The sequence below is a fragment of the Streptomyces sp. NPDC006197 genome (genome assembly GCF_040613865.1).
Lineage (GTDB): Bacteria > Actinomycetota > Actinomycetes > Streptomycetales > Streptomycetaceae > Streptomyces.
On the sequence record NZ_JBEXSZ010000036.1, the window covers coordinates 47321 to 57873 of the forward strand.

Below are 10553 nucleotides of genomic sequence, written 5' to 3' on the forward strand. Positions count from 1 at the left end.
CCCGAGGGGTGCCTGTACTGTGTGCGCGATACTGGGATTGAACCAGTGACCTCTTCCGTGTCAGGGAAGCGCTCTCCCGCTGAGCTAATCGCGCGGGTACACCCGAGGGGTGCCTGTACTGTGTGCGCGATACTGGGATTGAACCAGTGACCTCTTCCGTGTCAGGGAAGCGCTCTCCCGCTGAGCTAATCGCGCGGGCGCACCCGAGGGGTGCGTGAACTGTGGTGCGCGATACTGGGATTGAACCAGTGACCTCTTCCGTGTCAGGGAAGCGCTCTCCCGCTGAGCTAATCGCGCGGGGGATCCGAAGATCCAGGACCCGAAGATCCAGTGGACGATACTGGGATTGAACCAGTGACCTCTTCCGTGTCAGGGAAGCGCTCTCCCGCTGAGCTAATCGTCCTTGGAGGTGGAGACGGGATTTGAACCCGTGTAGACGGCTTTGCAGGCCGTTGCCTCGCCTCTCGGCCACTCCACCAGGAGTGAATACAGGGGTTCGGGAAGATCCCCCACATCGAGCGGACGACGAGATTCGAACTCGCGACCCTCACCTTGGCAAGGTGATGCTCTACCAACTGAGCCACGTCCGCTTGTCGTTTCCGTTCCGCTTGCGCGTCCCGGCGACGTGTTGAACTCTAGCGGATTCCTGGGCCAGTACAAAAACGCGTTTCCGCAGCGTGCTGACCTGCGGGCCCTTCCCCGCGCCCCGCCCGGCCTCACGGAGGGTTCGCACGGCGTTCACCCGCCGTGTCCCCGGGGTGGCAGGGAGCCCCCATCGGACGCCCTCCCTCGCCTCCGTCCCGCGCGCCCCTCGTGCCCCGGCGTACGCGGCCCCGTATCCCGCCCCGCCGGACCTAGACTCGATGCGTGCACGACCTTGCTCCCCTGGCCCGCTTCGGCGGCCTCGTCGCGACCGACCTCCGGGACGTCACCCATGATCCCGAGGCACTGGACTCCGCGGGCTTCTGGGCCGTCTGCGCGGACTTCGAAGGGCGCCTCACCTGCGCGCGCTTCGGGGACGTCCGGCCCGACCCGGTCCCCATGCCCGTCCCGGGCGCCTGGCGCGGACCCGCCGCCGGCGACTGGACGTCCTCGCTCGACCGTGCCGCGTACACCGCGGGCGTACGGCGCGTGCGCGAGCACATCGCGCGCGGCGAGGTCTACCAGGCGAACCTCTGCCGGGTGCTGACCGCGCCCCTGCCGGACCCGGCCGGCGCCGACGTCGACGCCCTCACCGCGCTCCTGGCCCGGGGCAACCCCGCCCCCTACGCCGGAACGATCCGGCTACCCGCCCACGGCGTGGAGATCGCCACCGCCTCCCCCGAGCTGTACCTGCGCAGGGAAGGGGCCCTGATCTCCTCGGGCCCCATCAAGGGGACCGGCCGCACCGCCGCCGACCTCCTGCCCAAGGACCACGCGGAGAACGTGATGATCGTCGACCTGGTCCGCAACGACCTGGGCCGCGTCAGCGAGACCGGCACCGTCGCGGTCCCCGAGCTCTGCGCGGTGGAGGAGCACCCCGGCCTCGTCCACCTCGTGTCCACGGTCACCGGCCTGCTGCGCGAGGACGCCGGCTGGCCCGAGCTGCTCGCCGCCACCTTCCCGCCCGGCTCCGTCACCGGCGCGCCCAAGTCCAGCGCGCTGCGGATCATCGAGGCGCTGGAGACCGCCCCCCGGGGGCCGTACTGCGGGGGCATCGGCTGGGTCGACGCCGACGCGGACACCGCCGAGCTGGCCGTGGGCATACGCACCTTCTGGATCGACCGCCCCGAGGGCGTGCTCCGCTTCGGCACGGGCGCCGGGATCACCTGGGGCTCCGACCCGGAGCGCGAGTGGGAGGAGACCGAGCTGAAGGCGGCCCGGCTGGTCGCGATAGCGTCGGGCGCCTACGAGTCAGGCGCCTGTGAGGCGAGCGGAAAGGCCACTTCTCGATGAAACTCTGGGTCAACGGCGGGCTGCACGACGCGGAGACCGCCCGGGTCTCCGTACTGGACCACGGACTGACCGTCGGCGACGGCATCTTCGAGACGGTCAAGGCGGAGCGTGGCGAAACGTTTGCTCTCACGCTCCACCTGGAGCGGCTCACCCGCTCCGCCCGCGGCCTCGGCCTGCCCGACCCCGACCTCGACGAGGTCCGCCGCGCCTGCGCGGCCGTCCTGGAGGCCAACCCGATGGAGCTCGGCCGGCTCCGCATCACGTACACCGGCGGACTCTCCCCGCTCGGCTCGGAGCGCGGCGACGCCGGGACGAGCCTGGTCGTCGCCCTCGGCGAGACCGGCCGCCGCCCCGACTCCACCGCCGTGATCACCGTCCCCTGGACGCGCAACGAGCGCGGAGCCCTCACCGGCCTCAAGACCACCTCGTACGCCGAGAACGTCGTCGCCCTCGCCAGGGCGCGCGAGCAGGGGGCCTCCGAGGCGCTCTTCGCCAACACCGTGGGGCAGCTCTGCGAGGGCACCGGCTCCAACGTCTTCGTCGTGGTCGACGGCGGGATCCTCACCCCGCCCGTCTCCTCCGGCTGCCTCGCGGGCATCACCCGGGCCCTCGCCGTGGAGTGGACCGGCGCCGAGGAGACCGACCTGCCGCTGGAGGTGCTGGAGAGTGCCGACGAGATCTTCCTGACCTCGACCCTGCGCGACGTCCAGGCCGTGCACCGGGTCGACGGCCGCGAGCTCGCGGGCGCGCCCGGCCCCGTCACCGCCAAGGCGATGCGGATCTTCGACGAGCGGGCGGCCGGGAACCGGGATCCGCGGCTCGCGTAAATCCGGATGACGGGTGCCGGGCGGATGGGTAGAACACCCGTGATGACCACCACCCTGCGGCCGACCGAGCCGCTTCAGCAGTCCGCCGACGGCGGCCGTTCCCGCACCTTCGACATCTGCGTGAACAGCCGCCGGGTCGGCTCCGTCCGCCTCGCCACCGATCCGGCCTTCGGCACCGGCTCCGGCCTGATCGAGGGCCTCCTGGTCGACGAGCCCGACCGGGGCCGCGGCCGGGGGACCGTGGCGGCGCTCGCCTCCGAGGAGGTGCTGCGGGCCTGGGGCTGCGGCGAGGTGCAGATCTCGGTGCCCGCGGAGGCGGAGGCCGCCCTGCGGATGGCCCGCTCGCTCGGCTACACCGAGCGCAGCCGGAACATGGTCAAGGAGCTGCCGGCCGAGCCCCCGCGGCTCCCGGAGGGCTTCGCGCACCGGCCGGTGACCGAGGCGGAGTTCGAGGAGTGGTCGGCGAAGTCCCGGGCCGCCTTCGCGCGGAGCTGGATCGACCGGGGCGTCCCGGAGGAGCAGGCGCTCGCCAAGGCCGAGGACGGCCGCCGCCGCTTCCTCCCGCAGGGCCTCGCGACCCCGGGCGTCACGGTCGTCGTCGGCCTGCGCGACGGGCAGGCCGTCGGCTATGTGTGGGTGGGCCGGATGGAGCGCGAGCCCGGAAAGGGGACGGCCTTCGTCTTCGAGGTCGAGGTCGTCGAGGGGGAGCGCGGGAAGGGGTACGGCAGGGCCCTGATGCTCCTCGCCGAGCACGTCGCCCTGGAGGCCGGGGAGCGCCTCGTCGAACTGCACGTGTTCGCGGGCAACACCCCGGCGATCCGGCTCTACGAGTCGCTCGGCTACCGCACGACCCGCGTCAACAGCGCGAAGCCGCTGGTCTGAGACGCCCTACCGCTCCAGGAGGCGGTCGGCGATCGTCTCGATCCGCTCCCGCAGGCCCTCCTGGCTCTGTCCGCCGTCCAGGCGCTCGCCGCCGATGACGTAGGTCGGGGTGCCGGTGACCTTGATCGCCTTGCCCTCGGCCTCGTCGGCGTCCACGGTCAGCAGGTGTCGGCCGTCGATCAGCGCGGTGTCGAACTCCTCGGCGTCCAGGCCGAGCCCGGCCGCCACCTCCAGGAGGACCGGCTCGCCCCGCTCGCCGAGCTCGGCGGTCCTGGCGAGCAGCGCCTCCGCGTACGGCCAGCCCTTGCCCTGCTCCACGGCCTCCTCGGCGGCCTGGGCGGCGGCGTACGCGTGCTTGTGCTTGGCCAGCGGGAAGTGGCGCAGCTGTACGTCGAGCCGGTCGCCGTACTTCTCGCGGAGCGCGCGGACGTCGTCGAGGGCCTGGAAGCAGTCGGGGCACTGGAGGTCGAACCACGCCTCCAGGACGACGGGGGAGGCGGGTGCGGTGGTGGAGTCGTTCATGGCAGCAGTCTCCCTCACCGGGACCTGGGGAGGAGATCCCGGCCGGGACGACCCGGAGATCTCCCTGAGACCGGGCCCGGGACATGGCCCGGGCCGTCCCGGCGGTGCAGGATGGAAGGGACGTACCGCCCGGCACCTGGAGGATCGCATGCTCGCCGAGACCATCTGTTCCGCGGTGTCCGCGGCGGGCCTGGGCATCGCCGCGATTTCGGCGTACCGGAAGCGGTTCCTGTCCGCCGCCCGGATCGCGGCCTACGCCCTGGTGCCGCTCGGCCTGGTGATGACGGGCGCGGTCGACTGGATCGCCGACACGGCCTTCAGCCCGGTGGCCTGGGCCGGCTTCGGCGTGCTGGGCGTCGCCTGGCTGCTCTTCCTGTCCACCCGGGCCGTGGAGCGGCGCCGGGCCGGCCGTGAGGTGACCGCCGGGGGAGCCGAGCCGAGAGCCGTGGCCCCGGCCGCGTCGGCGCCCTCCCGCGGCGTGACGGCGAAGCCGCGGGCCGGCCAGTCCGCTGGTGAGGACTTCAGCGACATCGAGGCGATTCTGAAGAAGCACGGAATCTGATCACTTCTGGCGGTTCCCGTGCCCGTCCTCTTTCCGTGATCCACGGGAAGGGGTGAACGGCCCCCGCGGTGGGGCGTGTTGCGGGATTCACCGGGTGCGGGGTGCGCCATCATCCCCCCGAGATGCTGGATACCTCGCGGGAGCCCCTCCCCGCCGCCACCGACGCCCCTGCCGAAGAGCCGCGCGGCTGCCTGTTCGCGCTCTCCCAGCCACCGCTGATGATCTTCCTCGGGGTGATCGGCTGTCTGCTGCTGATGGCCGCCGTGCACGACCTCTACGTGCTCTGACCCTCCCGAGCGGGGCTCAGCCCGCGGCTTCCTTGCGGCGCGCCCGGTACGCGGCCACGTGCAGGCGGTTGCCGCAGGTGCGGCTGTCGCAGTACCGGCGCGAGCGGTTGCGCGAGAGGTCCACGAAGGCCCGGCCGCAGTCCGGCGCCTCGCAGCGCCGCAGCCGCTCCTGCTCGCCCGCCACGACGATGAACGCCAGGGCCATGCCGCAGTCGGCCGCCAGGTGGTCCGCCACCGAGGCGCCCGGCGCGAAGTAGTGCACGTGCCAGTCGTAGCCGTCGTGGTCGGTGAGCTGGGGCGTGGTGCCCGCGCCCGCCACCAGCTGGTTGATCAGGGGGGCCGCGATCCGGGCCTCGGGGGCGGAGAAGACCGCCGCGAACTTCTCGCGCACCTCGCGCACGGCGCGCAGGTCGTCGGGGCCGAGCTCACCCACGCCGCTGACCTTGTGCGCGTCCAGGAAGTCGTGGAGCTCCGGGACGCCCGCGAGCTCGTCGGCGCGGTCGCCCTGGGGCGCGGTGTTCATCAGATCGACGACGGTGTCGAGGGCGATCCGGGTGTCGTGGGGGATCAGCACGATTCGCTCCCTGGCCGGCCGCGGGCGGGCGCCCGCGGAATGGCGCTGACTTTAGCGCGCCCCGGAAGACGACACCGGCGCCCGCCACCGCGCCGGCTGCGCGGTGGGAGCGCCGGATCTCGTGCCTGTGTGACTGTCCGCGCGGCGCCGTCTCCCCGAGTCGGACGGCGCCGTGCGGTTCTCGGCCTGGCTCAGCTGTCGGCCAGGATGTGGGAGAGCTCCGTATCCAGGTCGAAGTGCCGGTGCTCGGTGCCAGGTGGCACGGCGGCGTCGGTCCTCTTCAGGAACGACTCCAGGGCCCTCGCCGGGGCCTCGAGCAGGGCTTCTCCCTCGGGGGAGCTCAACGCGATGCAGACGACTCCCTGACCGTGGCTGCGGGACGGCCAGACGCGGACGTCGCCCGTGCCGGTGGGGCGGTGCAGCCCCTCGGCGAGAAGGTCGCGGGCGAAGACCCACTCGACCGTCTCTTCGGCTCCGGTGTGGAAGGTGGCGTGCACGGCATACGGATCGGCCGTGTCATACCGCAGGCCCGCGGGTACAGGCAGTGATGACTCGCTCGACACAACGAGGCGCAGGTGCAGCTCGCAGCTGACCGTGGTGTTCATAAGCGCCAGGGCCTTTCGCTCAGTGTGCGCTCGGGGATTCGCACGTCGGCGAAATCGACATGCCACCTCCGGTGGCGTTGTAAACCCCTCTGTCGGTTTTGTGAGCGTTCAGGTAGCTCGTATGGGGGCGTGTGACCTGCGGTAATACCGCCATTCCGGTCGCGGCTCCCCGTCCGGTAGGTTGGGGGCATGAATGCGGAGAGTGACGAGCACACCGGGGAATCCGCGGACGGCCAGGAAGCCGAACTGGGATCCCGCGCACCGGAGTTCATCAAGTCCCGGCGAGGCCTGCATCTGAGCTGGCAGGTCGGCGTCTTCATCGTGGGACTCGCCGTGGTCGGCGCCGGAGTGGTGATGCTGCCGCTGCCGGGGCCCGGCTGGCTGGTCATCTTCGGCGGCATGGCGATCTGGGCGACCGAGTTCGTCTGGGCCCAGCTCGTGCTCCGCTGGACCAAGCGCAAGGTCACGGAGGCGGCCCAGCGCGCCCTCGACCCCAAGGTCCGCCGCCGGAACATCATCCTCACCACCATCGGTCTGGTGATCATCGCCGCCCTGCTGGGCGTCTACCTCTGGAAGTTCGGCTTCGTCATGCCGTGGAAGATCGACCAGTGACCTTCCGATGGTTCGGAAGCACCGCTGACATGCGGTAATGTTTGCGGTGCGCCGGGGCGATTAGCTCAGCGGGAGAGCACTTCGTTCACACCGAAGGGGTCACTGGTTCGATCCCAGTATCGCCCACCACTCGGCCCGAAGGCCCGGAGACGGAAGACCGTCTCCGGGCCTTCGGCGTCTCACCGCATCCGCCCCAGCCGCTCCCGCAGCCTCCGGGCGTCCCGCAGCCGCTGCTCGTACGTGGCACCCACCGCGAGCAGCAGCAGCCCCGCCAGGGCCGGCGGCAGCCAGCGCGGCAGCGCGCCCACCACCTGCACCACGTACGGCGCCAGCTCGTGCAGCCCGTCCAGGGCGAGCACCGCGCCGCCCAGCACCAGGAGCGCCTGGAGCCGGAAACGGGCACCGAGGAGCGTCACCACGAGCGCCGCGACCCCCAGGGCCAGCGGGCGCGCCCACTCCGGGTCCACCCAGGCCGCCGGGAGGCTCGGCAGCAGCGTCACCGCCAGACCGGGGCCGTACGCCGTCCACGACGAGGCCTCCGGGTCCCGGCGCCGCCGCAGGTACCCGACGACCAGCGCGGGCACCGACACCGGCAGCGTGTACGCCTCCGGGGCCGTCACGTCCCAGACCGCGAGCCGCACCCACGTGGCGAGCAGGAACAGCACCGCCGCCGTCCACGAGGCGAACCGCCGCCGCTCGGGCCGGACGGCCGTGGCCGCCGCGATCACCCCGCCGAGGGCCAGCGCGAGCGCGAGGAACGCGGGCCGGGACGCGGCGATCCCGAGGGCGAGCAGCCCCACGGCCCCGCCCGTGACCTCGACCGCCAGGGCCACCGGGCGCGGCGCCCTGGAGCCGAGTGCGGCGGTCGCCGCCGGGACAAGCAGCAGAGCGAGCGCCGTCCACCGGTCCTCGAACCCGCCGGCGGCCGCCACCGCGAACACCAGCCCCGTCGCCGCGAGCACCGCACCGACGGCGGAGACCACCCGGCGGGCGTCCGCGCCGAGCACCGCGACGCCCGTGAGGAGCGCGAGGACCGCGCCGAGCGCGGCGAAGGTGGCGCCCCGCACGTCCAGGGCGAGCGCCACCGCGCTCACGGCGGACGCGACGCCGCCGACGTACGCGGTCCATCCGAGGACGACCCCGGGCTCCACGGCCGGAGCCTGCGCCCGGGGCCGCGAGGGCGCCCAGGTGGGCCAGGGGGTCCCGGAACCGGGGGCCGGCGGCGCGGCCGGGCCGTCGGCCGTCGGCCCGGAGGTCCCGGGCGCGGCCGGGCCGGCGGCTTCCCGGGGGGCCGCGTGCGGGTCCCGCGGGTCCGCACCCGGCGCGTCGGCGCGCCCGGCCGGAGCGGTGACCGCGCGCAGGCCGCGCGTCAGCGGGCCCGGGCGGACCGCGACCCACAGGGCCGCCGCCGACGTCAGCAGCTGGAGGACGAGCGTCGCCGCGTACGGGAGGCCGAGGGAGACCGGCAGGGCCGTGAGCAGCGCCCAGGCGAGGGCGAGGGCCCCGCACCGGGCCCAGAGGCGGGGGAGGAGCGCGAGGGCGGCGACGGCCGCCGCGAGGACGAGGAGCGCCGTCGCCGGGTAGGAGGCCAGGACACGCGCGGCGTGCTCCCCCGACCAGACGTCGGTCGTCCGGGCCACCGGCCCGAGGAGCCCCGCCACCACCGGCGGCAGCGCCCACACGACCCCGAGCGCCACGACCCCGGCACCCGCACCGGCCAGACCGAGCCGTATCCCCCGCGGCACGCGCCCGCCGAAGCCGGCCGCGCCGGACTTCGCGCCGACGAGAGCCGCCCGCCCGGAGTTCGCGCCAGTCGGGGCCGTCGGCCCCCAGCCGACGCCGGCCGAGGCGCCCGGGCCGGGCCTTGCACCCGCCGGGCCGGACTCCCCGCCGGCGGGGACTGTCGGACCGACGCCCGTGCCGGCCGAGGCGGTCGGGCCGGAGCCCGTGCCCGCCGGGTCGGACTCTCCGTCGGCGGGGGCCGCCGGACCGACGCCCGTGCCCGCTGAGGCGGTCGGGCCGGGGCCCGTGTCCGTCGGGGTGGGCTGCGCGACCGTCGCCGTCGGCGCGTCGCCCAGGCGCCACACCGAGGCCAGGGCCAGGGCGCAGAAGACATAGGCCGGTACCGCCCAGTCCGTCGGGAGGGTCGTGCGCAGGAGGCCGCCCGAGGCCGTCAGGACCGCCAGGCCCGCGACCGCCGAGGCCGCCACCGCGAAGTTGGGGACGCGCCAGGCCGCGTACAGGGCGACCGCCGCGCCCGCGAGGAGGAGCGGCGCGCCGCTCCACGGGGAGACGAGGGAGAGCCAGCCGCCCGTCAGCAGGGCCCAACCGCCCAGCGCGGCCGCGGCCGCGCCCGCCGTGATCCGGACGGACACCGGCCGGGTCCACAGCGCGACCGCCGCGTCCGCCGTCGCCGTCAGGAGCGCCGCCCACGCGAAGGCCGTCGACCCGCCCCCGGCCGCGAGCACACCCAGCGGCAGCGGCAGCTGCGCCGCGACCACGGCGGCCGGCAGCGGGGTCCGCAACCGGGACAGCACCGAGCCGTACGCCGCCCAAGCGCCCGCGAGGACCGCCGACGCCACGGCGGTGTATCCCAGGCCGCCCGTCTCCGCCAGCGCCACCCGGTGCAGCGCGTACGCGTCGAGCACCATCAGGACGAGCCCCAGCGCCGCCACCGACTCGGCCGTCGACACCAGGCCCTTGCGCAGCAGCGCCACCGGCGCCGCGAGCGCCGCACCCGTCACCACGGCCAGCACCGTCGCGCGGGCGCCGATCCCCATCGAGCCCCAGCTCACCAGGGTGAAGGCGACCGCCGCGATCGTCAGCAGCGTGCCGCCGAGCGTCAGCAGCACGTTCTGCGCGCTGCGGGGCGTCGAGTCCGCGACCGGCGGTCGCGGGTGGAGCGGTGCCGCCGCGACCGGCGGATACAGCACCTGGACCAGCCAGGCGCGGCGGGCCAGCAACCGGGACCGGCGCGCGTCGAGTTGTGCCAGCTCGCGGTCGACGAGCACCAGCTCGTCCGCGGGCGGCAGTGAGTTGTCCATACCCGGAGTGTGGCTCCGGCCCCAGTCGACGGGAATGCGTCCCGGTACTCAGATTCCCGCCTGAGTACGCCCACACTGGGGGCATGGACTGGTGCCGGTACCGCTTCCGCTGCGTCTGGCGGCTCGCCGCCACGCCCGACTCCGTCTACGCGGTCCTCGAGCGCGCCGAGGACTACCCCCGCTGGTGGCCCCAGGTCCGTGAGGTCGCCCCCCTCGACGACACCACCGGCACCGCCCGCTTCCGCTCCCTCCTCCCGTACGACCTCGTCGTCACCGTCCGGGCCCTGCGCCGCGACCCGGCCGCCGGCGTCCTGGAGATCGGCCTCGGCGGCGACCTGGAGGGATGGGCCCGCTGGACCCTCACGGCGGACGGGGCCGGCGCCCGCGCCCTGTACGAGCAGGAGGTGGAGGTCCGCGCCCGCCTCCTGCGGGCCCTCGCCGTCCCGGGGCGGCCGGTCTTCCGCGCCAACCACGCCCTGATGATGCGCGGGGGACGGCGCGGACTCGCCGCCCTGCTCGGCGCGGTTTGAACGAAGGGCGCGCGGGCCTGTATGGTTCAACCCGTTCCCGGGCGATTAGCTCAGCGGGAGAGCACTTCGTTCACACCGAAGGGGTCACTGGTTCGATCCCAGTATCGCCCACCGGGAAAGGCCGGTCCGTCGAAAGGGCCGCGGACTCGCTCTCGCCGGTGGACCGCAGGTCG

Annotated in this window: 11 protein-coding genes and 8 tRNA genes; 9 read left to right on the plus strand and 10 right to left on the minus strand. The window is 74.0% G+C overall.

Features of this window, described 5'->3' with window-relative positions:
• Nucleotides 1-22: 22 nt before the first annotated feature.
• From ABZ318_RS14370 to ABZ318_RS14395, 6 genes are all read right to left on the minus strand, one after another.
• A tRNA-Val gene (locus tag ABZ318_RS14370) sits at nt 23-94 on the minus strand.
• Nucleotides 95-123: 29 nt separating this feature from the next.
• Nucleotides 124-195 (minus strand) — tRNA-Val (locus ABZ318_RS14375).
• Nucleotides 196-222: 27 nt separating this feature from the next.
• Nucleotides 223-297 (minus strand) — tRNA-Val (locus tag ABZ318_RS14380).
• A gap of 34 nt (nt 298-331) precedes the next feature.
• A tRNA-Val gene (locus tag ABZ318_RS14385) sits at nt 332-403 on the minus strand.
• Between the two features lies 1 nt (nt 404).
• Nucleotides 405-478, minus strand: a tRNA-Cys gene (locus ABZ318_RS14390).
• A gap of 39 nt (nt 479-517) precedes the next feature.
• Nucleotides 518-590: transfer RNA gene (locus tag ABZ318_RS14395), tRNA-Gly, on the minus strand.
• Nucleotides 591-867: 277 nt separating this feature from the next.
• On the opposite strand from ABZ318_RS14395, the gene ABZ318_RS14400 reads away from it, so the two are divergent.
• From ABZ318_RS14400 to ABZ318_RS14410, 3 genes are read left to right on the plus strand one after another with little or no spacing between them, the layout of a single operon-like run.
• On the plus strand, nt 868-1935 hold the full coding sequence (locus ABZ318_RS14400) for a chorismate-binding protein (RefSeq protein ID WP_356902769.1): 1068 nt from the start codon (nt 868-870) through the stop codon (nt 1933-1935).
• Nucleotides 1932-2762, plus strand: coding sequence for an aminodeoxychorismate lyase (locus ABZ318_RS14405; RefSeq protein ID WP_356902770.1), 831 nt, complete (start codon nt 1932-1934; stop codon nt 2760-2762). The genes ABZ318_RS14400 and ABZ318_RS14405 overlap by 4 nt, the downstream gene beginning before the upstream one ends.
• Before the next feature lie 42 nt (nt 2763-2804).
• Nucleotides 2805-3644 (plus strand): GNAT family N-acetyltransferase, encoded by an 840-nt coding sequence (locus ABZ318_RS14410; RefSeq protein ID WP_356902771.1) that lies wholly within the window; start codon nt 2805-2807, stop codon nt 3642-3644.
• A 6-nt stretch (nt 3645-3650) separates the two neighbouring features.
• Here ABZ318_RS14410 and ABZ318_RS14415 read toward each other — a convergent pair whose 3' ends face one another.
• On the minus strand, nt 3651-4166 hold the full coding sequence (locus ABZ318_RS14415; protein ID WP_356902772.1) for a DsbA family protein: 516 nt from the start codon (nt 4164-4166) through the stop codon (nt 3651-3653).
• A 148-nt stretch (nt 4167-4314) separates the two neighbouring features.
• Between ABZ318_RS14415 and ABZ318_RS14420 the strand changes: the two genes are divergently transcribed.
• Both ABZ318_RS14420 and ABZ318_RS14425 read left to right on the plus strand, forming a co-directional pair.
• Complete coding sequence (locus ABZ318_RS14420; protein WP_356902773.1) at nt 4315-4728, plus strand: hypothetical protein; 414 nt, start codon at nt 4315-4317, stop codon at nt 4726-4728.
• 122 nt (nt 4729-4850) lie between these two features.
• The gene (locus ABZ318_RS14425; protein ID WP_356902774.1) at nt 4851-5015 is read left to right on the plus strand and encodes a hypothetical protein; all 165 of its coding nucleotides are present in this window, start codon (nt 4851-4853) and stop codon (nt 5013-5015) included.
• Between the two features lie 16 nt (nt 5016-5031).
• Here the strand turns inward: ABZ318_RS14425 and ABZ318_RS14430 are convergent, their stop codons facing one another.
• The gene (locus ABZ318_RS14430; protein ID WP_030691999.1) at nt 5032-5589 is read right to left on the minus strand and encodes a CGNR zinc finger domain-containing protein; all 558 of its coding nucleotides are present in this window, start codon (nt 5587-5589) and stop codon (nt 5032-5034) included.
• Nucleotides 5590-5780: 191 nt separating this feature from the next.
• On the minus strand, nt 5781-6194 hold the full coding sequence (locus ABZ318_RS14435) for an SsgA family sporulation/cell division regulator (RefSeq protein WP_015032345.1): 414 nt from the start codon (nt 6192-6194) through the stop codon (nt 5781-5783).
• A 189-nt stretch (nt 6195-6383) separates the two neighbouring features.
• On the opposite strand from ABZ318_RS14435, the gene ABZ318_RS14440 reads away from it, so the two are divergent.
• Complete coding sequence (locus tag ABZ318_RS14440; RefSeq protein WP_356902775.1) at nt 6384-6806, plus strand: TIGR02611 family protein; 423 nt, start codon at nt 6384-6386, stop codon at nt 6804-6806.
• Nucleotides 6807-6860: 54 nt separating this feature from the next.
• A tRNA-Val gene (locus ABZ318_RS14445) sits at nt 6861-6935 on the plus strand.
• A gap of 50 nt (nt 6936-6985) precedes the next feature.
• Here the strand turns inward: ABZ318_RS14445 and ABZ318_RS14450 are convergent.
• Nucleotides 6986-9850: a hypothetical protein gene (locus tag ABZ318_RS14450; RefSeq protein WP_356902776.1), complete on the minus strand. Its 2865-nt coding sequence runs from the start codon at nt 9848-9850 to the stop codon at nt 6986-6988.
• Between the two features lie 83 nt (nt 9851-9933).
• Here ABZ318_RS14450 and ABZ318_RS14455 point away from each other — a divergent pair, with 83 nt between their 5' ends.
• Nucleotides 9934-10380: an SRPBCC family protein gene (locus tag ABZ318_RS14455; RefSeq protein ID WP_356902777.1), complete on the plus strand. Its 447-nt coding sequence runs from the start codon at nt 9934-9936 to the stop codon at nt 10378-10380.
• Nucleotides 10381-10419: 39 nt separating this feature from the next.
• Nucleotides 10420-10491 (plus strand) — tRNA-Val (locus ABZ318_RS14460).
• The last annotated feature ends 62 nt before the right edge of the window (nt 10492-10553 follow it).